General features: G+C 73.8%; 24 protein-coding genes. 17 read left to right on the plus strand and 7 right to left on the minus strand.

Annotated features, from left to right (window positions below):
- Positions 1-28: 28 nt before the first annotated feature.
- The 6 genes from ACWCYY_RS27675 (at position 29) to ACWCYY_RS27700 (ending at position 4,387) form a co-directional block, all read left to right on the plus strand.
- Positions 29-871 carry a helix-turn-helix domain-containing protein gene (locus ACWCYY_RS27675; protein WP_449797577.1) on the plus strand — a complete coding sequence of 281 codons (843 nt, stop codon included), beginning with the start codon at positions 29-31 and terminating at the stop codon, positions 869-871.
- A gap of 72 nt (positions 872-943) precedes the next feature.
- Positions 944-2,392, plus strand: coding sequence for a 30S ribosomal protein S12 methylthiotransferase RimO (gene rimO / locus ACWCYY_RS27680; RefSeq protein ID WP_345288797.1), 1,449 nt, complete (start codon positions 944-946; stop codon positions 2,390-2,392).
- Complete coding sequence (gene pgsA, locus ACWCYY_RS27685) at positions 2,389-3,003, plus strand: CDP-diacylglycerol--glycerol-3-phosphate 3-phosphatidyltransferase (protein WP_345288798.1); 615 nt, start codon at positions 2,389-2,391, stop codon at positions 3,001-3,003. Before rimO ends, pgsA begins: the two co-directional genes overlap by 4 nt.
- Complete coding sequence (locus ACWCYY_RS27690) at positions 3,000-3,476, plus strand: CinA family protein (RefSeq protein WP_345288799.1); 477 nt, start codon at positions 3,000-3,002, stop codon at positions 3,474-3,476. The genes pgsA and ACWCYY_RS27690 overlap by 4 nt, the downstream gene beginning before the upstream one ends.
- A gap of 238 nt (positions 3,477-3,714) precedes the next feature.
- A complete protein-coding gene (locus ACWCYY_RS27695; RefSeq protein ID WP_345288800.1) occupies positions 3,715-4,086 on the plus strand; it encodes a helix-turn-helix domain-containing protein in 372 nt (123 codons plus the stop codon).
- Positions 4,087-4,114: 28 nt separating this feature from the next.
- Positions 4,115-4,387, plus strand: coding sequence for a hypothetical protein (locus ACWCYY_RS27700; RefSeq protein WP_345288801.1), 273 nt, complete (start codon positions 4,115-4,117; stop codon positions 4,385-4,387).
- A gap of 150 nt (positions 4,388-4,537) precedes the next feature.
- Here the strand turns inward: ACWCYY_RS27700 and ACWCYY_RS27705 are convergent, their stop codons facing one another.
- Positions 4,538-9,169 carry an ATP-dependent helicase gene (locus ACWCYY_RS27705; protein ID WP_449797578.1) on the minus strand — a complete coding sequence of 1,544 codons (4,632 nt, stop codon included), beginning with the start codon at positions 9,167-9,169 and terminating at the stop codon, positions 4,538-4,540.
- A gap of 298 nt (positions 9,170-9,467) precedes the next feature.
- On the opposite strand from ACWCYY_RS27705, the gene ACWCYY_RS27710 reads away from it, so the two are divergent.
- From ACWCYY_RS27710 to ACWCYY_RS27720, 3 genes are all read left to right on the plus strand, one after another.
- Positions 9,468-10,985 (plus strand): S8 family serine peptidase, encoded by a 1,518-nt coding sequence (locus ACWCYY_RS27710; RefSeq protein ID WP_449797579.1) that lies wholly within the window; start codon positions 9,468-9,470, stop codon positions 10,983-10,985.
- Between the two features lie 79 nt (positions 10,986-11,064).
- Complete coding sequence (locus ACWCYY_RS27715) at positions 11,065-11,259, plus strand: DUF3046 domain-containing protein (protein ID WP_345288803.1); 195 nt, start codon at positions 11,065-11,067, stop codon at positions 11,257-11,259.
- A 21-nt stretch (positions 11,260-11,280) separates the two neighbouring features.
- Positions 11,281-12,621 (plus strand): AI-2E family transporter, encoded by a 1,341-nt coding sequence (locus ACWCYY_RS27720; RefSeq protein ID WP_380149837.1) that lies wholly within the window; start codon positions 11,281-11,283, stop codon positions 12,619-12,621.
- 50 nt (positions 12,622-12,671) lie between these two features.
- Here the strand turns inward: ACWCYY_RS27720 and ACWCYY_RS27725 are convergent, their stop codons facing one another.
- Entirely contained in the window at positions 12,672-13,343 is a 672-nt protein-coding gene (locus tag ACWCYY_RS27725) for an HNH endonuclease family protein (RefSeq protein ID WP_449797580.1), read from the minus strand.
- Positions 13,344-13,557: 214 nt separating this feature from the next.
- Between ACWCYY_RS27725 and recA the strand changes: the two genes are divergently transcribed.
- Positions 13,558-14,667 (plus strand): recombinase RecA, encoded by a 1,110-nt coding sequence (gene recA / locus ACWCYY_RS27730; RefSeq protein WP_449797581.1) that lies wholly within the window; start codon positions 13,558-13,560, stop codon positions 14,665-14,667.
- A gap of 7 nt (positions 14,668-14,674) precedes the next feature.
- Entirely contained in the window at positions 14,675-15,415 is a 741-nt protein-coding gene (locus tag ACWCYY_RS27735) for a regulatory protein RecX (protein ID WP_449797582.1), read from the plus strand.
- Between the two features lie 13 nt (positions 15,416-15,428).
- Here the strand turns inward: ACWCYY_RS27735 and ACWCYY_RS27740 are convergent, their stop codons facing one another.
- Genes ACWCYY_RS27740 through ACWCYY_RS27750 form a run of 3 tightly spaced genes read right to left on the minus strand, consistent with a single transcriptional unit; the run spans position 15,429 to position 16,658 of the window.
- Complete coding sequence (locus ACWCYY_RS27740; RefSeq protein ID WP_449797583.1) at positions 15,429-15,623, minus strand: DUF397 domain-containing protein; 195 nt, start codon at positions 15,621-15,623, stop codon at positions 15,429-15,431.
- 11 nt (positions 15,624-15,634) lie between these two features.
- A complete protein-coding gene (locus ACWCYY_RS27745) occupies positions 15,635-15,835 on the minus strand; it encodes a DUF397 domain-containing protein (protein WP_345288808.1) in 201 nt (66 codons plus the stop codon).
- Positions 15,822-16,658: a helix-turn-helix domain-containing protein gene (locus ACWCYY_RS27750; protein ID WP_345288809.1), complete on the minus strand. Its 837-nt coding sequence runs from the start codon at positions 16,656-16,658 to the stop codon at positions 15,822-15,824. Before ACWCYY_RS27750 ends, ACWCYY_RS27745 begins: the two co-directional genes overlap by 14 nt.
- A gap of 120 nt (positions 16,659-16,778) precedes the next feature.
- Here ACWCYY_RS27750 and ACWCYY_RS27755 point away from each other — a divergent pair, with 120 nt between their 5' ends.
- The 6 genes from ACWCYY_RS27755 to ACWCYY_RS27780 all read left to right on the plus strand — a co-directional run bounded on the left by ACWCYY_RS27755 (position 16,779) and on the right by ACWCYY_RS27780 (position 20,737).
- Positions 16,779-17,000 carry a hypothetical protein gene (locus ACWCYY_RS27755; RefSeq protein WP_345288810.1) on the plus strand — a complete coding sequence of 74 codons (222 nt, stop codon included), beginning with the start codon at positions 16,779-16,781 and terminating at the stop codon, positions 16,998-17,000.
- Positions 17,001-17,015: 15 nt separating this feature from the next.
- A complete protein-coding gene (locus ACWCYY_RS27760; protein ID WP_449797584.1) occupies positions 17,016-17,261 on the plus strand; it encodes a hypothetical protein in 246 nt (81 codons plus the stop codon).
- A gap of 182 nt (positions 17,262-17,443) precedes the next feature.
- Complete coding sequence (gene rny / locus ACWCYY_RS27765; RefSeq protein ID WP_345288812.1) at positions 17,444-18,772, plus strand: ribonuclease Y; 1,329 nt, start codon at positions 17,444-17,446, stop codon at positions 18,770-18,772.
- Between the two features lie 107 nt (positions 18,773-18,879).
- Positions 18,880-19,422 (plus strand): hypothetical protein, encoded by a 543-nt coding sequence (locus ACWCYY_RS27770; protein ID WP_345288813.1) that lies wholly within the window; start codon positions 18,880-18,882, stop codon positions 19,420-19,422.
- A 41-nt stretch (positions 19,423-19,463) separates the two neighbouring features.
- A complete protein-coding gene (locus ACWCYY_RS27775; protein ID WP_345288841.1) occupies positions 19,464-20,027 on the plus strand; it encodes a sigma-70 family RNA polymerase sigma factor in 564 nt (187 codons plus the stop codon).
- The gene (locus ACWCYY_RS27780) at positions 20,024-20,737 is read left to right on the plus strand and encodes an anti-sigma factor family protein (RefSeq protein WP_449797585.1); all 714 of its coding nucleotides are present in this window, start codon (positions 20,024-20,026) and stop codon (positions 20,735-20,737) included. The genes ACWCYY_RS27775 and ACWCYY_RS27780 overlap by 4 nt, the downstream gene beginning before the upstream one ends.
- Before the next feature lie 27 nt (positions 20,738-20,764).
- Here ACWCYY_RS27780 and ACWCYY_RS27785 read toward each other — a convergent pair whose 3' ends face one another.
- Complete coding sequence (locus tag ACWCYY_RS27785; protein WP_449797586.1) at positions 20,765-21,412, minus strand: response regulator; 648 nt, start codon at positions 21,410-21,412, stop codon at positions 20,765-20,767.
- On the minus strand, positions 21,409-22,587 hold the full coding sequence (locus ACWCYY_RS27790; RefSeq protein WP_380149839.1) for a sensor histidine kinase: 1,179 nt from the start codon (positions 22,585-22,587) through the stop codon (positions 21,409-21,411). The genes ACWCYY_RS27785 and ACWCYY_RS27790 overlap by 4 nt, the downstream gene beginning before the upstream one ends.
- Between the last annotated feature and the right edge of the window lie 4 nt (positions 22,588-22,591).

The raw sequence follows: 22,591 nt of genomic DNA on the forward strand, positions 1-22,591 counted from the left end.
GGTGGCCAACGCTCGAAAGGCGCGCTCAGTGACCATCGGCAAGTCCTCGCACCGGTCCTCCGACCCCTCAGCCGTGCCGGAGCCCGCCGTCCCCGCCGCCCCGCCGGTGGCGATCGGCCGGGTGCTCTCGGACGCCCGACGGCAGGCGGGGCTGACGGTCGATCAGGTCAGCGCCGACACCCGGGTCCGGGTGCCGATCCTGCACGCCATCGAGGACGAGGACTTCTCCCGCTGCGGCGGCGACGTCTACGCCCGCGGGCACATCCGGGCCATCGCCAAGACGGTCGGGGTGGACGGCGAGGCCCTGGTGGCCGCGTACGACGCCGCGAACGGCGGCGCCCCGTCCGCCAAGCGCCCGCTCCCGCTGCCGGACGCCGGCCCGATCAAGGTCACCGACCACCGGCGGCCGAACTGGACCGCCGCCATGGTGGCCGCGATCTTCGTGGTGGTCGGGCTGATCGGCTTCAACCTGTTCTCCGGCGACCGCACCCCGGCCGCCGTCGGCGAGGCCAGCGCCCCGCTCTCCGCCACCGCCCCCGCCTCGCCCACCGCCAGCGTGCAGCCCCCGGCCCCGGCGCCCAGCGCGGAGGCGATCGCCGCCGCCCCGGCCGACAGGGTGACGGTCAAGCTGGTCGCCGAGTCCGGGACGAGCTGGGTCTCGGCGCTGGACGGCAAGGGCAAGTCGCTGTTCCAGAACAACCTGGAGCAGAGCAGCTCGCAGACCTTCACGGACCCGAAGCAGATCAAGCTGGTGATCGGCAACGCAGGGGCCGTGCACCTGTACGTCAACGGCAAGGACCTCGGCCCGGCCGGTGCGGAAGGCCAGGTCAAGCACCTGACCTATACCCCGGGCGACCCGCAGGCCGGGTGATCCGGACGCCGGTTCCCACGACGCGGCCTCCGGGGCGAACGGCACCGGGGGCCGCGCGTTAACCTTGTCCCTATGCCTGAACGCCGTACTGTCGCCCTTGTCACGCTCGGATGCGCCCGCAACGAGGTGGACTCCGAGGAACTCGCCGGGCGACTGGAGGCCGACGGCTGGCAGCTGGTCGACGACGCTTCCGACGCCGATGTCGCCGTGGTCAACACCTGCGGCTTCGTGGAGGCCGCCAAGAAGGACTCCGTCGACGCCCTGCTGGAGGCCAACGACCTCAAGGGTCACGGCCGGACCCAGGCCGTGGTCGCGGTCGGCTGCATGGCCGAGCGCTACGGCAAGGAGCTGGCCGACGCCCTCCCGGAGGCCGACGGCGTGCTCGGCTTCGACGACTACACCGACATCTCCAGCCGCCTCCAGACCATCCTGGCCGGCGGCCACGTGGAGGCCCACAAGCCGCGCGACCGCCGCACCCTCCTCCCGCTCACCCCGGTCGAGCGCCAGGCGGCCGCCGCCGAGGTGGCCCTGCCCGGCCACGGCGCCCCCGAGGACCTCCCCGAGGGCGTGGCCCCCGCCTCCGGTCCGCGCACCCTGCGCAAGCGCCTGGACTCCAACCCGGTCGCCTCGGTCAAGCTGGCCTCCGGCTGCGACCGGCGATGTTCGTTCTGCGCCATCCCGGCCTTCCGCGGCTCCTTCATCTCCCGCCGCCCCTCCGACGTGCTGAACGAGGCGGTCTGGCTGGCCGGCCAGGGCGTCACCGAGGCCGTCCTGGTCAGCGAGAACAACACCTCGTACGGCAAGGACCTCGGCGACATCCGCCTGCTGGAGACCCTGCTCACCGAGATCGCGGCCGTCGAGGGCCTGCGCCGGGTCCGGGTCTCCTACCTGCAGCCCGCCGAGATGCGCCCCGGCCTGATCGACGTGATGACCTCCACCCCGGGCGTCGTCCCGTACTTCGACCTCTCCTTCCAGCACTCCGCCCCGGCGGTGCTGCGGAAGATGCGCCGCTTCGGCAACACCGAGCAGTTCCTCCAGCTGCTCTCCACCATCCGCTCCAAGGCGCCGCAGGCCGGCGCCCGGTCCAACTTCATCGTCGGCTTCCCCGGTGAGACCGAGGAGGACTTCGCCGAGCTGGAGCGCTTCGTCACCGAGGCCGGCCTGGACGCGATCGGCGTCTTCGGCTACTCGGACGAGGACGGCACCGAGGCGGCCACCTTCGACGGCAAGCTGCCCGAGGACCTGGTCGCCGAGCGGGTGGCCCGGCTCACCAAGCTGGCCGAGGAGATGACCGCCCAGCGGGCCGAGCAGCGGATCGGCACCGAGGTCGAGGTGCTGGTCGAGTCGGTCGAGGACGGCGTGGTGGAGGGCCGCTCGGCCCACCAGGCGCCGGAGACGGACGGTCTGACCACCCTGCTGGGCGCCGACGACGCCAAGGTGGGCGAGTACTACCGCGCGACCGTGGTCGGCACCGAGGGCGTGGACCTGGTCGCCGAGGTGCTCGCCGGAGCCGGCGCATGAGCAGAGGGGCGGGCGCCGCCCCGGCCAAGCCGGCCGGCTCCGCCCCGCCCGTGCCCTCGCTGTGGAACATCGCGAACGTGCTGACCATGCTCCGGCTGGCGATCGTGCCGGTCTTCGTGCTGCTGCTGTTCGCGGACGGCGGGCACGACCCCAAGTGGCGGGCGGTGGCCTGGGCGGCCTTCGCGGTCGCGATGATCACCGACGTGTTCGACGGGGAGCTGGCCCGTCGCAAGGGCCTGGTCACCGACTTCGGCAAGATCGCCGACCCGATCGCCGACAAGGCCATCATGGGCTCCGCCCTGATCGGCCTCTCGGTCCTCGGGGACCTGCCCTGGTGGGTCACCGCGCTGATCCTGGCCCGCGAGCTCGGCATCACCCTGATGCGCTTCTGGGTGATCCGCTACGGCGTCATCCCGGCCAGCCGGGGCGGCAAGCTGAAGACGCTGACCCAGGGCATCGCGGTCGGCATGTACGTCCTGGAGCTGACCGGCTGGCTGGCCACCGCCCGCGCCGTGGTGATGACCGCGGCCGTGCTGCTGACCCTGGGCACCGGTCTCGACTACGTCCGGCAGGCCGTGGTGCTGCGCCGCAGCGGGGGGACTTCGTCATGACGGACCGTCAGCCGGCCGCCGAGGTGCACCGGGCCCTGCGCGAGCACGGCGCCACCGTGGCGGTGGCCGAGTCGCTGACCGGCGGCCTGCTCTCTGCCGCCCTGGTGGACGTGCCCGGGGCCTCCGCCACCTACCGCGGCGGGGTCACCGCGTACGCCACCGAGCTCAAGGCCTCGGTGCTGGGCGTGGACGAGGGCCTGCTGGAGGTGCACGGCGCCGTCCACCCGGTGGTGGCCCGTCAGATGGCCGACGGGGTGCGGCGGCTGCTGGGGGCGACGTACGGACTGGCCACCACGGGGGTGGCGGGCCCGGAGGAGCAGGACGGGAACCCGGTCGGAACGGTGCACATCGGGCTTTCCGGACCCGACGGAGCACGCACGGCTTCGCTTGGGTTGTCAGGGACACGTGAAACAATTCGACGTGACACCGTCGTCGCCGCCCTCGACCTCCTGCTGGACCGCCTAGCGCGTTGAGCGCCTCCACGGACCGGCTTCATGGAAAAGCACCTGAACAGGCTCCGTTGACAGCAGGATCGTGTTACATCAGATACCCCGAGTGGGCACTAGTCAGGTAGTCGGGCGGGGAACAACAGGGGAGGGGGCAGCCTTGCAGCCCAGAGTGAACACGACCACGGTCCCCGCACGCGATGCGGACGAGGCGGTACGGTGGGGTCGTGACATCTCGATCCGCAGTCCGAGGAGGGAGGCACCGATGATCCTGCTCCGTCGCCTACTGGGCGATGTACTGCGTCGGCAGCGCCAGCGCCAGGGCCGCACACTCCGAGAGGTGTCGGCGGCCGCCAGGGTTTCGCTCGGCTACCTCTCCGAGGTCGAGCGGGGACAGAAGGAGGCCTCCTCCGAGCTGCTCTCCGCCATCTGCGACGCACTCGACGTCCGGATGTCCGAGGTGATGCGCGAGGTCAGCGACGAGCTCTCGCTGGCCGAACTTGCGGCGATGGCCACCCTCTCCGAGGGTGAACTGCTGAGGCCGGTGCTCGAACCCGTGTCGCTGCCGTCACCCGGCGTCGACCGGATGAGCTCCATCTCGCCGAAGGCCGCCGCCGTGGACGTGGTGGCGGCATGACACCGGCCTCCCACCGAGGAGGCCAGTGATGCGAAGCGTACGGTCCCTGCGGGCCACCGCCGTGAGGTGGTGGCCCGCAGTGCTGCTCGGAGCCGCCGTGGTCGGCGGCGGTGTCCTGCACGCCGGCCCGGCCGCCCTGGCCGTCCTGGCGGGCGGTTGGGGCCTGGCCCTGATCCCGGTCCACGCCGACCGGTCACTGCCCCGGAAGGGTGAAGACGTCACGTCCGACGGCCACGCACCTGACGGAGTACGACCGGATCCGCCCAACGGCCCCGGAACCGTCAACTCCCCCGGACCGTGACGAAGGTGGTCACCCTGGGGGCGCGAGGAACTGCGCGAATCGGAAGGCGGCTCACCGGCAACTGAACCGCCGTCAGCCAGTTGCACGTGCTGCCGTTCCCCTGCGCGCAGTTCCTCGCGCCCCTGCGGGGCGCAACCGGGGTCGCCACTTTCAGCTCCGTAGGCGGTAGCCCCGGGGGGACGCGTGGAAGCCCGCGTCCTCCAGGAGGCGGCCCAGGGGGGCCGTGAGGGCCGGGGCGCCGTTGATCCGCTCGACCGTGGCGCTGGTGCCCAGGGCGCCGCCGCGGACGGCCTCGGCCAGCGCGGTGAAGGCGGCCGGCTGCTCGCCCCAGGCCAGCAGGGACTTGCCGCCGCGCTCCACGTACAGCGCGGGCTCACCGTCCAGCAGCACGACCAGGGCGCCCGCCTTCCGGCCCGGCCGGTGTGTCTTCTCGCCCTCGCCCGCCGGGGGCTCGGGCCAGGGCAGTGCGGCGCCGAAGGCGTTCGCCGGATCGGCCGCCGCCAGCACCAGGGCCTGCGGGGCCTCGGCCGCGGGGGCGGCCGTCCACTCGCCGCCGCCCAGGCGCTCCAGCCGGGAGCTGACCGAGCGCACGCGGTCCGCCGCGCCCTCCATGGCGAACTGGGCGCCGCCCAGGCCCTCCACGAAGTAGCCCCGGCGGGCCCGGCCGCGCTCCTCGAAGGCCGCGAGCACCCGGTAGACCCCGGCGAAGCCGCCGGGCACCCGCTCGGCCGCCACCGCGCCCCGGGTGAGCACGCCGTGCCGGTCCAGCAGGGCCTGGGCCTGGGCGGTGGCCCGCACCGTGGGCTCGGTGGCCAGCGCGGGCAGCAGCGACCAGCGCCCGGCCGCCGTCGGCGGGCCGGAGCGGGCCGACGGGCGGGCCAGGCCGCGGGAACCGCCGCCGTAGCGGCCGCGCGGGGCGGCCCGGGGCGCCCGGTGCGCGGTGGACCCGGCGGTGCGGCCGGAGCCGAGCAGCGCCCGGAGCGGGGCCAGGGTGTCGTTGGTGACGTACCCGGCCCAGGTCAGGTCCCAGAGGGCGGCGAGCAGCTCGCCCTCGGGCAGCTCCTGGCCCGTCAGCTCCCGGGCCCGGTCGGTCAGCTGACGGAAGAACAGGCCGTAGCCGCCCGCCAGGGCCTCCAGCAGGGCGCCGTGCACCGGGGTGAGGGCGGGCGGCACCGGCTCGGGGCGGAGCAGGTCGGCGGTCTCCGGGAGGTGCAGGGCCAGCCAGCCGTCCTGGCCGGGCAGGGCGCCGGCACCGGACCAGCCGACCTCGCCGGCCGCCATCAGCTCGTCCAGCATCCCGGGGGAGTAGTCCAGCAGCCGGGCCGGCAGGATCAGCTTCTCCAGTGCGGAGGCGGGCAGCGCGGTGCCCTGGAGCTGCTCGACCACCCGGAGCAGCCCGTCCGGCCCGCGCAGCCGGTGCCCGGCCAGGTGCTGCCACTGCGGCAGGAAGGCGGCCAGTGCCCGGGGCGGGACGGCCTCCACCTCCTGGCGCAGCGCGGCCAGCGAACGCCGGCGCAGGCGGCGCAGCACCTCGGCGTCGCACCACTCGACGGTGCCGGTGTGGCCGTCCCCGGGCCGGAACTCGCCCTGGACCAGACGGCCGGCGGCGGTCAGGCGGTGCAGCGTGCCGGTGACCACGGCGGTGCCCAGGCCGAAGCGGGCGCCGGCCTCGGCGGCGGTGAACGGACCGTGGGTGCGGGCGTAACGGGCCAGCAGATCGCCCAGCGGGTCCTTCACCGGCTCGGTGAAGGCCTCCGGGACGCCGACCGGCAGCGGGGTGCCCAGCGCGTCGCGCAGCCGCCCGGCGTCCTCGATCGCGGCCCAGCGCTGCTCGCCGCCGATCCGCACCAGGACGGCCCGGCGGGCGGCCCGCAGCTCGGCCGCCCAGCCGGGCTGCGCCCCACGGGCCGTCAGCTCGGCCTCCGAGAGCGGGCCGAGCAGGCGCAGCGCGTCGGCCACGCCCTCGGCGTCCTTGATCCGCCGCTCCGGGGTGAGCCGCTGCAGCTCGGCCTCCAGCTCGGCCAGCACCTGAGGGTCCAGCAGCTCGCGCAGCTCGGCCTGGCCGAGCAGCTCGGAGAGCAGGCGGGAGTCGAGTGCGAGGGCGGCGGCGCGGCGCTCGGCCAGCGGCGAGTCGCCCTCGTAGAGGTACTGGGCGACGTAGCCGAAGAGCAGGGAGCGGGCGAACGGGGACGGCTCCTGGGTGGTGACCTCCACCAGCCGGACGGCGCGCGACTCCAGATCGCCCATCAGCTCGACCAGGCCCGGCACGTCGAAGACGTCCTGGAGGCACTCGCGGACGGCCTCCAGCACGATCGGGAAGGAGCCGTACTCGGCGGCCACCTCCAGCAGCTGGGAGGCGCGCTGGCGCTGCTGCCAGAGCGGGGTGCGCTTGCCCGGGCTGCGCCGGGGCAGCAGCAGGGCGCGGCCGGCGCACTCCCGGAAGCGGGCGGCGAACAGCGCGGAGCCGCCGACCTGGTCGGTGACCAGCTGCTCGATCTCGGTCTTGTCGAAGAGCGTGGCGTCGGCGCCGACCGGGGCGTCGTCGGTGACGGGCTTGTCGCTGGGGAAGTCCAGCAGGTCCGCGTCGGGGAGGCGGAGCACGATGCCGTCGTCGGCGTGCATCACCTGCGGGTCCAGGCCGTGCTTCTCGCGCAGGCGGGCGCCGATGGCCAGCGCCCAGGGGGCGTGCACCTGGGCGCCGAACGGGGAGTGGACGACGATCCGCCAGTCGCCCAGCTCGTCGCGGAAGCGCTCGACCACGATGGTGCGGTCGTCGGGCAGGTGGCCGGTGGCGGTGCGCTGCTCGGCCAGGTAGCCGAGCAGGTTCTGCGCGGCCCAGTCGTCCAGGCCGGCGGCCTTGAGGCGGGCGGTGGCCCGATCGGGCGTCAGGGCGCCCAGCTCGCGGACGAAGGCGCCGAGGGCCCGGCCGAGCTCCAGCGGGCGGCCGAGGCTGTCGCCCTTCCAGAACGGCAGCCGGCCGGGCACACCGGGGGCCGGGGTGACCAGCACCTTGTCGTGGGTGATCTCCTGGATCCGCCAGGAGGTGGTGCCCAGGGTGAAGACGTCGCCCACCCGGGACTCGTAGACCATCTCCTCGTCCAGCTCGCCGACCCGCCCCCCGCCCTTCTTGGGGTCCGCACCCGCGATGAAGACCCCGAACAGGCCGCGGTCGGGGATGGTGCCGCCGGAGGTGACGGCCAGGCGCTGGGCGCCGGGGCGGCCGGTGACGGTGCCCGCCACCCTGTCCCAGACCAGACGGGGCCTCAGCTCGGCGAAGGCGTCCGAGGGGTAACGGCCCGCCAGCATGTCCAGCACCCCGTCGAAGGCGGACTGCGGGAGGGTGGCGAACGGTGCGGCCCGGCGGACCAGGGCCAGCAGCTCGTCCACGTCCCAGGTGTCGAGCGCGGTGATCGCGACCAGCTGCTGGGCCAGCACGTCGAGCGGGTTGCGCGGGACGCGCAGGGACTCGATGCCGCCGGAGCGCATCCGCTCGGTGACCACCGCCGACTGGACGAGGTCGCCCCGGTACTTGGGGAAGACCACGCCGGTGGAGACCGCGCCCACCTGGTGCCCGGCCCGGCCGACCCGCTGCAGCCCGGAGGCCACCGAGGGCGGGGACTCCACCTGGACCACCAAGTCCACCGCACCCATGTCGATGCCCAGCTCCAGGCTGGAGGTGGCCACCACCGCGGGCAGCCGGCCGGCCTTCAACTCCTCCTCCACCAGGGCGCGCTGCTCCTTGGAGACCGAGCCGTGGTGCGCCCGCGCGATCACCGGTGGGGCCCCCGCCGCCGCTCCGGAGCCGCCCATCAGGGCGGCGGGGCCGTGGGCCTCGGGGAGCGGCTCGCCGGTGGCCCGCTCGTGGGCGATCTCGTTCAGCCGGTTGCACAGGCGCTCGGCGAGGCGGCGGGAGTTGGCGAACACGATGGTGGAGCGGTGGGCCTGGACCAGGTCGACGATCCGCTCCTCCACGTGCGGCCAGATCGAGGCCTGGGGTGACGGGTCGTCAGTGCCCTTGCCGGCGGGCAGTTCGTCCAGGTCGGCGACCGGGACCACCACGGAGAGGTCGAACTCCTTGGCGGCGGGCGGCTGGACCACCCTCGCCCCGCGCTGCGGGGAGAGGAAGCGGGCCACCTCGTCGACCGGGCGGACGGTGGCGGACAGGCCGATCCGGCGGGCCGGGCGGTCCAGCAGCTCGTCGAGGCGCTCCAGGCTGAGCGCGAGGTGCGCGCCGCGCTTGGTGCCGGCGACGGCGTGCACCTCGTCCAGGATCACCGTGTCGACGCCGCGCAGTGCCTCGCGGGAGGCGGAGGTCAGCAGGAGGAAGAGCGACTCGGGGGTGGTGATCAGGATGTCCGGCGGGTGCGTCGCGATCCTGCGGCGCTCGGCGGCGGGGGTGTCGCCGGAGCGGATGCCGACCTGGACCTCGGGCTCGGGCAGGCCGAGGCGGACGGCCGCCTGGCGCAGCCCGGCCAGCGGGGAGCGGAGGTTGCGCTCGACGTCCACGGCCAGGGCCTTGATCGGCGAGATGTAGAGCACCCGGCAGCGGCGCTTCGGGTCCGCCGGGGGCGGGGTGTGGCTCAGGTGGTCCAGCGCGGACAGGAACGCGGCGAGCGTCTTCCCCGACCCCGTCGGCGCCACCACCAGCACGTCCGATCCGCTGCGGATCGCCTCCCAGGCCTGCGCCTGCGCGGCCGTGGGCGCGTCGAACGCCCCCGAGAACCACGCCCTGGTCGCCGGGGCGAACCCCTCCAACGGATCGCTCAGCTCAGTCCGCGCCATGCCCCCATGGTGCACGGCCCCTGTGACAGGGAGGGGGAATCCGGGGCGCGAGGAACGCAGGTGGTGATCCCGGGGGCGCGGGGAACTGCGCGCGGGGGAACGGCAGCACGGGCAACTGGCTCGCCTGCCCCGATCTCACGCTGGTCCGCCTTCCGTACTCGCGCAGTTCCCCGCGCCCCCGGGGTGACCGACGACCCGCGCCCCGGAGGTGACCACCCGTGTGCCCCAGTGCGACCGGGCGTGATGCGAAATGGGGTCATATCGTGATGAATCGGACCCGACGAGCGGAGGTCGTGCGATGGAACGGCTGGGTCTCGCCGTACGGACGCGGAAGGTGCGGGTCCGGGTGCTGTTGGGGGTGTTGATGGTGGCCCTGCTGATCGGCGGGGCGGTGCCGTTCGTGGCGGGGCCGGGCCGGTCGTACCTGAGCTACCTGGTGCTGGCGGACCGTCAGGACGCGGACGGCGCCCGCACCGCGGCCGATCGCGCGCGGCAGGCCGGCGGCCGGGTGGTGCAGGAGTACCCGCAGATCGGTGTGGTGCTGGCGTACGCGACGGGCGGCTTCGCGGAGCGGCTGCGCGGGGCGGAGGGCATAGCCGCGGTGGGGGCGACCAGGACGACGGGGGTGCCGGGCCCTCCCGGGGCGCTGGAGGGGGAGGGGGAGTTCGGCCCGGCGGTGCGCGGGGACGCGGTGGAGGCCGCGGGGGAGGGGGAGGGCGACGGGGCGCTGACCCCGGATCCGGGCGAGTCGGCGGACTGGAACCTGGCGATGATCGGCGGCGGCGACCGTGCGACGGCGGCCGGCGCCCGCCCGGCGGCGCTGGTCCGGACCCCGGGCGGTGCGCGACCGGGCGGTCAGGAGCTGCGCCGGGTGCTGGTCGCGGTGCTGGACTCGGGGGTGGACGACACCCACCCGGACCTGCGGTCGGCGGTGGACCCGGCGGCCTCGGCCTCCTGCGCGGACGGACGCCCGGACGCCCGGTTCGGGGCGTGGCGGCCGGACCGGGGGGTGGGGGAGAGCGGGCACGGGACCCACGTGGCGGGGATCGTCGGGGCGTCCCGGGACGGGAAGGGCGTGACGGGGGTGGCGCCGGGCGTGCGGATCGCCGCCGTCCGGCTGCTGGGCCCGCTGGGGCAGTACTACGCGGAGAACATCGTCTGCGGGATGCTCTGGTCGGCCGACCACGGGGCCAGGGCGATCAACGACAGCTACTTCGCCGACCCCTGGAAGTACAACTGCCCGCAGGACCCGGACCAGGCCGCGCTGATCCTGGCGGTGGGCCGCGCGGTGGCGTACGCGCAGCGGCAGGGCGCGGTGGTGGTGGCCTCGGCGGGCAACGACGGGCAGGACCTGGGCGCGGTCCGGCACGACCAGCGCAGCCCCAACGACCGGCTCTCGGGTCCTGGGCAGAATCGTTTCCTCGGCCCGGAGTGCGTCCGCCTCCCCGGTGAGCTCCCGGGCGTGCTGACCGTCGCCGCGGTGGACCGCAACGGCCTCCCCTCCGGGTACAGCAACTACGGCCGCGGCCGGATCTCGATCGCGGCCCCCGGCGGGGAGCCGGACGGCGGGGCCGAGGGCGCGATCGTTTCGGCCTGGCCCGGCGGCCAGTACGCCGCGCTGGCCGGCACCTCGATGGCGGCCGCTCACGTCACCGGCGCGGTGGCGGTCGCGGCGGCGGCCCACCCGGGGTGGAGGCCGGAGCGGCTGACCGCGCTGCTGGCCGACGCGGCCGCCGGGAACTGCCCGTACGCGCCGGGTGCCTGCGTGGAGCGGCAGTTCTTCGGCGCGGGCGTGCTCGCGCTGCCGGCCGGCTGAGCCGGGGACCCGGGCCGCGGCCCCGACCGGCCGGGGCCGCGGCCCGGAGCGCGCCGGCCGGCTCCGGGATACTGGGGCCATGAGGCTGACCGAGTTCTGGCGACGGATGTACGAGCACTTCGGCGAGGCGTACGCGGAGTCGTTCGCCCAGGACCACCTGATGAGCGAGCTGGGCGGGCGGACGGTCCGTCAGGCGCTGGACGCGGGTTGGGAGGCGAAGGAGGTCTGGCGCGTGGTGTGCAGCACGCAGGGGGTGTCGACGTTGCTCCGTTGAGCTTTGGGTAAGACTGGGCGGGTGGCCGAGAACCGGGAAGACCAGCACCCACCCCAGGAGACCCTGACCGAACCAGCGGCACCCGTGGCCGGCGAGGCGCCCCCGCCCGACGCCGGGGAGCCGCTCGACCCCGCCGGCAGCGGGGCCGGCGGAGGCGCCGCCGAGTCGGTGGCGCACTCGATCTGGGGCAAGGGGATGCCCCGGTGGCTGCCGCGGGCGATGGTGATGGCGCTGGTCCTGGTCGGGTTGTTCCAGCTCGCCGACTGGGCGTTCCGCCAGCTCATCGACCTGCTGGTGATGCTGCTGGTGGCCTTCTTCCTCTCGCTGGCGATGGAGCCGGCGGTGGACCGGATGGCCGCCCGCGGGGTGCGCCGGGGCCTCGGGACCTTCCTGGTCTTCATCGGCCTGGGGGTCGCCATCGCGGGCTTCCTGACCGCGCTCGGCACCCTGCTGGTCGACCAGGTGGCCAAGATCGCCGGGGACCTCCCGCACCTGGTGCAGAACCTGATCGACTGGGTGAACCGGACCTTCAACCAGAACCTCTCGCTGGACCAGCTCCAGGAGAAGTTGCTGAAGGACTCGGGCAACATCGAGAAGTACGCCCAACAGGCGGCCGACAACGTCTGGGGCGTCTCCAGCACGCTGATCGGCGGACTGTTCCAGATGTTCACCGTCGGCCTGTTCACCTTCTACTTCACCGCCGACGGCCCCCGGGTGCGGCGCACGGTCTGCTCGCTGCTCCCCCCGGCCAAGCAGGCCGAGGTGCTGCGGGCCTGGGAGATCGCGCTCGCCAAGACCGGCGGCTACCTCTACTCCCGGGCGCTGCTGGCGGTCGCCTCGACCATCGCGCACTGGATCATGTTCTCGGTCCTGGGCCTGCCGTACGCGGCCGCGCTCGCGGTCTGGGTCGGCGTCATGTCGCAGTTCGTGCCGACCATCGGGACGTACCTGGCCGGCGCGCTGCCGGTGCTGGTCGCGCTGACCGTGGACCCGATGGACGCGCTCTGGGTGCTGGTCTTCGTGATCGTCTACCAGCAGGTCGAGAACTACCTGCTGCACCCGAGGATCACCGCGAAGACGGTGGACGTGCACCCGGCGGTGGCCTTCGGCTCGGTGATCGCGGGGGCCGCGCTGCTCGGCGCGGTCGGCGCGCTGATCGCCATCCCGGTGGCGGCCACCCTGCAGGGCTTCGTCGGCACCTACGTGCGGCGGTACGAGGTGCAGACCGACCCGCGGATCGACCGGGGCGCCGACCGCAAGGGCCGGCGGGCCCGGCGGCGGGAGGCGGCGCGGCGGCTGCACCGGATGGTGCGCGGCGAGCGGAACTCGCACCGGGACGGGCACGAGCACCGGGACGACTAGGAAGCGGAGTTGACGGGCGGTCACCTGACGGGTGGCCGCCCGTCGGCGTGTCAGGCGCAGGTGTCGAGCATCTCGGTGAGCCTGGCGGCCTCGGGTTCGGTGACGTTGAGGCGGTACAGGTGCTTCACGTCGATCCAGGCCCGGGAGTAGGTGCACCAGTAGGCCGGGTCCGGCGGGGACCACTGGTCGGGGGACTTGTCGGCCTTGGAGCGGTTGGAGGCGGCCGAGACCGCGATCAGCTGGGAGTGCTCCAGGTCGTTGGCGAAGGCCTTGCGGGCGGCGGTGGTCCACTCGTCGGCGCCGGAGCGCCAGGCGTTGGCCAGCGGGACCACGTGGTCGATGTCGACCTGGGCGGCGGCGGTCAGCACCTTGCCGTCGTACGGGCTGAGCCAGACGCCGGTGCCCGCCCGGCAGAGCTCGTCCTGGGTGACGCCCTCGCCGTCCCGGGCCAGCACCACCTCGCGAGTGTCGCACTCGCCGTACTGCTTCACCCAGTGCGGGAACTTGGCGCGGCTGTAGCCGGCCATCGAGTGCGGCTCGGCGACGGTCAGCTCGGCCAGTTCGTCGCGGGCGTGCCCGGCGGGGGAGGGCTCGGGGAGGGCCCTCGCGTGGACGGCGGGGGTGTGGACGGCGGCCCCGGCGGGGGTGGCCGCGGGGGCCAGGAAGGCGGCCAGGGCGAGGAGGACGGCGGCGGTGCGGCGCCGTCCGACGGTGGTGATCATGCGTCCACAGGTAGCGGTTCAGGGCGCTGACCTGGTGGTTTCACGCGGTCGAGGGCGTGGCGGCGGGGCGGTTGACTTGATTCGAACAGATGTTCCCTATACTGGCTCGCGGCGAGTTTTCCACAGGCCGAGCCCGTTTGGGGCGGATTGTCGGTGGGACGCGCTAGCGTCGAGGACGATGAAGCGCACAGGACAGAACCCGAGGGTGGAAGCCATGGCAGGTACGGACCGCGAGAAGGCTCTTGAGACCGCACTCGCCCAGATCGAGCGGCAGTTCGGCAAGGGCTCGGTGATGCGGCTCGGCGAGAAGGCCAACGAGCCGATCGACGTGATCCCGACCGGTTCGACGGCGCTGGACGTCGCCCTCGGCGTCGGCGGCATCCCGCGCGGCCGCGTGGTGGAGATCTACGGCCCGGAGTCCTCCGGCAAGACCACCCTGACCCTGCACCTAGCGGCCAACTGCCAGCGCCAGGGCGGCACGGTGGCCTTCGTCGACGCGGAGCACGCGCTCGACCCGGAGTACGCCAAGAAGCTCGGCGTGGACACCGACGCCCTGCTGGTCAGCCAGCCGGACACCGGTGAGCAGGCGCTGGAGATCACCGACATGCTGATCCGCTCCGGCGCGATCGACCTGGTGATCATCGACTCGGTGGCCGCCCTGGTTCCGCGCGCCGAGATCGAGGGCGAGATGGGCGACTCGCACGTCGGCCTCCAGGCCCGTCTGATGAGCCAGGCCCTCCGCAAGATCGCCGGTGCGCTGAACCAGTCGAACACCACCGCGATCTTCATCAACCAGCTGCGCGAGAAGATCGGCGTCATGTTCGGCTCGCCGGAGACCACCACCGGTGGCCGCGCGCTGAAGTTCTACGCCTCCGTGCGCCTCGACATCCGCCGGATCGAGACCCTGAAGGACGGCACCGAGGCGGTCGGCAACCGCACCCGCGTCAAGGTGGTGAAGAACAAGGTCGCCGCCCCGTTCAAGCAGGCCGAGTTCGACATCCTCTACGGCATCGGCATCAGCCGCGAGGGCGGCCTGATCGACATGGGCGTGGAGCACGGCTTCATCCGCAAGTCCGGCGCCTGGTACACCTACGAGGGCGACCAGCTGGGCCAGGGCAAGGAGAACGCCCGCAACTTCCTGCGCGACAACCCGCAGCTGGCCGACGAGATCGAGGTCAAGATCAAGGGCAAGCTCGGCATCGGCCCGAAGCCGGCCGAGGGCGAGGAGGCCGCTCCGGCCGCCGCCCCGGGTGCCGAGGACGAGGCGGGTGGCGCCGCGGCGAAGAAGACCGCGGCCAAGAAGACGGCGGCGGCGAAGAGCTGAGCCGGTCTTGACGCACGACAGCACGACCGGGATGCCGGACTCGGAGGACGAGTCCGGCATCCCGGCGTTCGACGGGATGCTCCGCGCCTCGGACCTGACGGGTGGTCGGAGGCGCCGGCGGACGGCGATGGCGGCCGAGTCCGCCGAGTCCGCAGAGCCGGGCGGGGGTCCTGACTGGATGGCCCCGCCCACCGAGGGCCCGGCCCCCGAGCCGGAGTTGACCAAGGAGGAGCGGAAGGCCGCGCGCAAGGCCCGCAAGGAGCAGCGCGCCGCCGAGGAGGCCGACCCGGCCGAGCGGGCCCGGGCGATCTGCCTGCGCCTGCTCACCGGCGCCGCCAAGACCCGCAAGCAGCTCGCCGAGGCACTCGCCAAGCGGGAGATCCCGGAGGAGGTGGCCGAGCAGGTCCTCGACCGCCTCCAGGAGGTCGGCCTGATCGACGACGCCGCCTTCGCCGAGGCCTGGGTGGAGTCCCGCCACAACGCCCGCGGCCTCGGTCGCCGGGTGCTCTCCCAGGAGCTGCGCCAACGCGGAGTCGCCCCCGAGTTGGCCGAGCGCGCCCTCGCCCAGGTGGACGAGGACGACGAGGAAGCCGCCGCCCGCGATTTCGTCGAGCGGCGGCTGCGCACCATGCGGGGCCTGGACGACCAGGCCAAACTCCGCCGCCTGGTAGGCGCCCTGGCCCGCCGCGGCTACGCGGAGGGGCTGGCCTTCCGGCTCGCCAAGGAGGCGCTGGAGGCGGAGCGCTGAACCCAACAGCGCGTCAGTTGGTGGGGAATTCGCCGGTCTTTGTGGCGGTGACGAAGGCGGTCCAGGCGTCGGGGGTGAAGCGGAGGCGGGGGCCGTGGGGGTCCTTGGAGTCGCGGACGGTGCCGGGGTGGGCGTCGTCGTGCTCGATGCAGTTGCCGTCGTTGCCGCCGCTGTGGGTGCTCTTGCGCCACTGCTCAGTGCTGGCCATGCGAGGTCTCCCTAGCGGGTGGTGGTGGGGAATTCGCCGGTCTTTGTGGCGGTGACGAAGGCCGTCCAGGCGTTGGGGGTGAAGTGCAGGCGGGGGCCGTGGGGGTCCTTGGAGTCGCGGACGGTGCCGGGGTGGGCGTCGTCGTGCTCGATGCAGTTGCCGTTGTTGCCGCCGCTGTGGGTGCTCTTGCGCCACTGCTCAGTGCTGGCCATGCGCGTGTTCCTCCGCCGCCGATTTGAGTTGGGCCAGGGACGCCTCCGGCGGCAGAGCGTCGGCCCGGACTAGGTCGAACGATAGCTTGCAGTCCGCGAACGAGCCTGGGGCGTCGAGCAGTTCACCCGTGTGAGGGCCTTCGACGTACGCAGCGGGCGGAGAGTCGGCAAAAGTCATCAGACTCAGTGACCCTTCGAGCAGAGCATGTGCTCCGCTTCTGATCGGCATCACCTGGAGGATGATCCGGCCGTCGGCGACGAGCTGAGCGAGATGGGTCAGCTGTTCGTGCATCGCGGCGGAGCCGCCCGTCGGGCGGAGCAGCACGGCCTCCTCGATGACCACCCAGAACAACGGTCTTGTTGGACCGCTCAGGATTGCCGCCCGTTCCATCCGACGGTTGACCAGATCCTCGTTCGCAGATGCGGAGCGGAGCGGCTGGGCGGACCGGAAGACCGCCCGTGCGTAGTCAGGAGTCTGGAGCAGGCCAGGCACGAGCAGTGGAGCGTACTCGCTGATCGTCACGGCCATCGCTTGGAGCTCGGCTGCTGCCGTGAAGTACTCCGCGAAGCGCGGCCGGGTCACCATCGGGTACAGCCGGGCGAAGTGGCCGTCGGTGCCGAGCGCCGTGTCGAGGCGTTCCGACAGGTCCTCCTGCGGGCGTCGGACGGCCGCTTCTATCTGGCCGATGTAGTTGCCGGAGCAGAAGACCAGCTCGCCCAAGGCGCTCTGGGACAGACCCCTGGCCTCGCGAAGGCGGCGTAGCTCCGAGCCGTAGAAGGCGCGCGGGGACTCGGCCGGGTCGAGGTCCTTCGGGTTGGTCATCCGTCAGCTCCGTTCTCACGCACCGTAGTTGTTCGGTCGCAGGGCCTGGTCAGGCTACTGCCGGGCCGTCGAGTCTGAGGGTGGAAAGCCGGAGACCGATCGAAGGGGAGCCACCAAACCATGAGCGAGCGTCAGAACGGCGGCGCATGGACGCCCGAGCCGGGGCAGACCGCCTACCTCCGCGCCACCCGCGAGGCGGTGCGGGTGATGGACTTCCTGGCCGGGGAGGTCTACGTCCGCCCCTTGCGCGGCGGGGTTGAGCGCACGCTCCACCCGGTCGAGCTGATCCCGCCGGACGACCAGCCGGGCGGGTTCCGGGCCTGGACCGCCGAGCGCGGCTGAGCGGGGGCGGCGGAGGTGAGCGAGGTCGAGTACTACCCCGTCGACCACCCCGGTCTGCCGTGGGAGGCCACCGCGCCGGTGGACGAGCACGGCGACGTGGCCGGCTTCGTGCTGGCGCGGGCCGGTGCGTGCCGCATCGCGGTGGCGAACGTCGCGGACCGGCACCAGGTGCTGCTGGTCGAACCGCAGGAGCTGCGCGCGCTGCGGGACGCCCTGCTGGCCGGGAGGTTCGACCACCTGTGGGAGGCGGGCGGGCACTGACCGGACCGGCCGTCGGTGGCGGAGCGGCCTCGGGGAACCGAACCCGTCCCGCCCGCGTCCCAGCTGCCGACGTGACAGAACGTCAGCTTCCGGGCCTGTCGGTTCGAGAGCGTATCTTGACCGTTTCGTGACCCCCGCTTAGCCTCACAGAAATGCGGTTGAGCGGGACGGGAGCGGACCCTATGTGGATCGTGACGGGGTGCCTCGGGGTTCTGCTGTTGGCGCTGCTGCTGCTGGCGTTCCGGTGGATGCGCGGCACCGAGCGGCGGGCGGTCGGCGCGGTCGGGCTGGTCGAGGCGGAACTCGGCAGTCGTCGGGCGGAGTTGGCGGCGCGCGAGGCGGCGGTGGCCGAGCGTGAGGGCGAGCAGCGCCGTGAGCTGGAGCGGCTGGCGGGGCTGACGGCCGAGGAGGCCAGGGCCGAGGTGCTGCGGGTGGCCGAGGCGGCGGCCCGCCGGGAGGCCGCGGTGACCGTCCGGGAGATCGAGCGCGCGGCCCGGCGGGACGGCGAGGACCTGGCCAGGGACATCGTCGCGAACGCCGTGCAGCGGGTGGCGAGCGAGCAGACGGCGGAGACGGTGCTCTCGGTCTTCCGGCTCCCGGCCGAGGACTTGAAGGGCCGGATCATCGGCAAGGAGGGGCGCAACATCCGCGCCTTCGAGGCCGTCACCGGGGTCAACCTGCTGGTGGACGAGACCCCGGGCGTGGTCCAGCTCTCCAGCTTCGACCCGGTCCGCCGGGAGGCCGCCCGGCTCACCCTGGAGACCCTGGTCTCGGACGGCCGGATCCAGCCCGCCAGGATCGAGGCGGTGCACGCCCGCAGCCTGCGCGAGGTGGAGCGGCTCTGCGTGCGGGCCGGGGAGGACGCCCTGCTGGCGGCCCAGGTCGGCGAGATGGAGCCGGAGTTGGTCCGCACCCTGGGCCAGCTGCGCTACCGCACCTCCTATGGACAGAACGTGCTGGCGCACCTGGTGGAGTCGGCCCGGGTGGGCGCGGTGCTGGCGGCCGAGGTGGGGGCGGACGCGGCGCTGGTGCGGCGGGCCGCGCTGCTGCACGACATCGGCAAGGCGCTCTCCTCGGACGCGGTCGGAAGCCACGCCCTGGCCGGGGCCGACTACGCACGCCGCTGGGGCGAGCAGGCCGAGGTGGTGCACGCGATCGCCGCCCACCACGGCGAGGTGGACCCGCAGACCGTCGAGGCGGTACTGGTGCAGGCCGCCGACGCCTGCTCCGGCGGCCGGCCGGGCGCCCGCAAGGAGTCGGCGGAGAACTACGTCCGGCGGCTGGCCCGGCTGGAGGAGATCGCGGTGGCCCAGCCCGGGGTCACCAAGGCCTATGCGATGCAGGCGGGCCGGGAGGTCCGGGTGCTGGTCCAGCCGGAGCAGGTGGACGACATCGCGGCCCAGGTGCTGGCCCGGGAGATCGCCAAGCGGATCACCGAGGAGGTCAGCCTCCCCGGCCAGGTCCGGGTCACGGTGATCCGCGAGACCCGGGCGGTGGAGGTGGCGCGGTAGCGGCCGGGGGCCGCGTCGGAAAAATCACAGGCCGCCTTTGAGTGTTCCCCGGCTCCCCTCCGTACTGATGGGTGACCACCCGTCGGACTCCGTGGGGGAGACCACTCATGCGCACGATTCGCCGCACCGCCCTGCTCGCCGCTCCGGCCGTGGCCGGCCTGCTGCTGCTCACCGCCTGCGGTTCGGAGGGCACGTCCGGAGCCGCACCCGCCGCCGCGCCCACGGCTGCGGCCACCACCGCGCCCCCCGCCGCGGACAAGGCGGTGCTCAAGGGCTCGCTGGCCGTCGGTCGCCCGGCCGGCTTCGGGCCGACCGTGCTGGACGGCCTGGGCTACACGCTGTACCGCTTCGACAAGGACACCGCCAAGCCCTCGGCCTCGAACTGCGACGGCGACTGCGCGGCCAAGTGGCCGCCGGTGCCGGTCAACGCGCAGGGCACCCTCCAGGGAGTGGACAGGGCCCTGGTCGGTACGGTGACCCGGGCGGACGGCACGCAGCAACTCACCCTGGGCGGCTGGCCGCTGTACCGCTTCGCCGGGGACAAGGCGCCGGGCGAGACCAACGGTCAGGGCGTCGGCGGCACCTGGTTCGCGGCCGCCCCGGACGGGAAGAAGGCGGCCGCCACGTCCGGCGGTGGCGGCGGCTACTGATGACCCCGCCGACCCTGGTGCTGCGCGAGGAGGAGGGGCGCATGCGGCGCGATCGGACGGCCTCCGGCCCGCCCCACCGGCCGGCGGCCCAACCGCCGGACCGTGACGAGGAGTTGGTCCGGGCCCTGCACGAGCGGCACGCCGCCGCCCTGATGAGCTTCGTGCTCCGGCTGGTCGGCGGCGACCGGCACCGGGCCGAGGACGTGGTGCAGGAGACGCTGGTCCGGGCCTGGCGCAACCTGCACCGGCTCGACCCGGCCGCCGACTCGTTGCGCCCCTGGCTGGTGACGGTGGCCCGCCGGATCGTCATCGACGGCCACCGCAGCCGCCTCGCCCGGCCGTCCGAGGTCGGCGACGCGGTGCTCGACGTGATGCCGGCCGAGGACGAACTGGAGCGCGCGCTGCGACTGATGGCCATCTCCGACGCCCTGGACGCGTTGACCGAGCCGCACCGGCAGGTGATCGTCGAGACCTACCTGAAGGGGCGTACCGTCAACGAGGCGGCCGTCGAGCTCGGGATCCCGGCGGGCACCGTCAGGTCCCGGGTCTTCTACGCGCTGAAATCGCTCAAGAACGCTCTCGAGGAACGAGGGGTGACATCGTGACGTCCCCGCAGGAGCAGCACCTCGACGTGGGTGCCTACGTCCTCGGGCTGCTCGAACCGGAGGAGATGGCGCAGTTCGCCACGCATCTGGCGGGGTGTGCCCGGTGCACCGCCGAGGCGGACGAACTCTCCGGGCTGGAACCGCTGCTGGCGGAGTACGCGGAGGCCGTCGGCCCCGCCGTGCCGACGGCCGACGACGGCCGGCTGCTGGAACGGCTGACCGCCGAGGTCACGGCCGGCCGGCGGGCGGCGCGCACCAGGAGGCTGTTCCTGGTGGCGGCGGCCGTGGCGGTGCTGATCGGCGGGCCGCTGATCGGCGCCTCGCTCGGCGGCTCGGAGGAGGCCCGTCCGGTGGCCCGCTCCACCAGCCCGGCCCAGGAGTTGATGGACCACGGGGTCCGCCACTCGGCCACCGACGCGTCGACCGGGGCGGTCGCCACCGTCGCGCTGGAGGACCGCAAGTGGGGCACCCACGTCGCGCTCCAACTGGCGGGAGTGCGGGGGCCGCTGAGCTGCTCGCTGATCGCGGTGGGCCGGTCCGGCGAGCAGCAGACCGTCACCAGCTGGGCCGTCCCGCCGGCCGGCTACGGGCTGCCGGGCCAGCCGGACAGCCTGATCACCCACGGCGGGGTGGGCCTGCCCTCCGGCCAGATCGACCACTTCGAGGTCCGCACCAGCGACGGCACCCGGCTGGTGGCCGTCCCGGTCTGAGTCCGGGACGGCCACCAGCCGGACCGGTCAGACGCCGACCAGGCCCGCCTCGTACGCCAGGATCACCAGCCGGACCCGGTCGCGGGCGTCGAGCTTGGCGAGCAGACGGCTGAGGTAGGTCTTGGTGGTGGCGGGGCTGATCACCAGCTGCTCGGAGATCTCCGCGTTGGACAGGCCCCGGCCGACCAGGGTGAGCACCTCGCGCTCGCGGTCGGTGATGCCGGTCAGCTCGCGCCGGGCGGCGCTGCCCGGGCGGGCGGTGAACTCGGTGATCAGGCGGCGGGTGACGGAGGGGGCGAGCAGTGCCTCGCCGCCCGCCACCACCCGGACGGCGGACAGGATCTCGTCCAGCGCCATGTCCTTGACCAGGAAGCCGGAGGCGCCGGCCCGCAGCGCGCCGTGCACGTTCTCGTCCTCGTCGAAGGTGGTCAGCACGACCACCTGCGGGCCGGCCGCCCCCGAGGTGATCCGCCGGGTGGCCTCGATGCCGTCCAGCACCGGCATCCGCAGGTCCATCACCACCACGTCGGGCCGCAGCTCGGCGGCCAGCGCGACGGCCTCGGCGCCGTTCCCGGCCTCCCCGGCCAGCTCCAGGTCGGGGGCGTCGGTGATCACCATCTTCAGCGCGGCGCGGACCAGCGGCTGGTCGTCGGCGAGCAGGACCCGGACGGTCATCGGGCTCCTTCCAGGAGGGAGTCGGAGAGGGGGAGACGGACGGTGACCCGGAAGCCGCCGCCGGGCAGCGGTCCGGCCGTGAACTCGCCGTGCAGCAGGGCGACCCGCTCGCGCATGCCGACCAGCCCGAAGCCGGTCGGACCGGAGCCGGGCCCGGCCCCGTGGTCGGTGACCTCCAGCAGCAGGGCGTCCGGGAGCTGATCGACCGTCACCAGGCAGTGGTCGGTGCGGGCGTGCTTGAGCACGTTGGTCAGCGACTCCTGCACGATCCGGTAGGCGGAGACGTCGACCTCCGGCGGTAGCGGTACGGCTTCGCCGGTGCGCCGCAGCTCCACCCGGAGGCCGGCGGCGGTGGTGGACTCGGCCAGCCGGAACAGGTCGGCCACCCCGAGGTCGGGCGCGAGCGGCTCCTCGGTGCGCAGCGCGACCAGCATCCGGCGCAGCCCGGCCAGGGTCTCCCGTCCGGTGGTCTCGATGGTGCCCAGGGCCTCCCGGGCGGCCTCCGGCCGACGGTCGATCACCCGCTTGGCGGCGCCCGCCTGGAGGGCGATCACACCCAGGCTGTGGGCCACCATGTCGTGCAGCTCGCGGGCGATCCGCAGCCGCTCGTCGGTGACGGCCTGTTCGGTGGCCCGGGTCCGGGTCTCCTCGTGGTGCTCCCTGCTCCGCCGCTCGGAGCTGCCGAGCAGCCAGGCGATCACCACCAGCAGGGCGACCGGGAGTTCGGTGGAGATCCCGGCCGTCCACCCGCAGACCAGCCGGACGCCGAGGTACGCGACCAGCAGGCCGAGCGCCGCGCCGAGGGCCCCCAGCGAGCGGCGCCGGGGCAGGGCCGTGGCCAGGAAGTAGACCGCCACGTCCACCGCCAGGTACTGCTGGAGCGGGAGCTCCGTCACGCCGAGCGGGGTCGCGCCGATGACCGCCCCGGCCAGCACCCAGCCCAGCCCGCGGGCCGGACGGGTGGTCAGCCGCCGTGCGCCGAACGCGGTGACGAGACCGGCCACGGCGTGCCAGAGGACGCCGTCCCACCGCAGGAAGACGACCCCTGGGCCGATCGCCGATTCGTACTCGCCGGGGAGGCGCACCCGGAACAGCACGGTGAGCAGGGTGCCCGCACACCAGGCGAGCACCGTCCAGGTGGCCGGGCTGAACCGCCCGAGCAGGGGTATCCGCATGGCG

The organism is Kitasatospora sp. NPDC001664 (assembly GCF_053596675.1).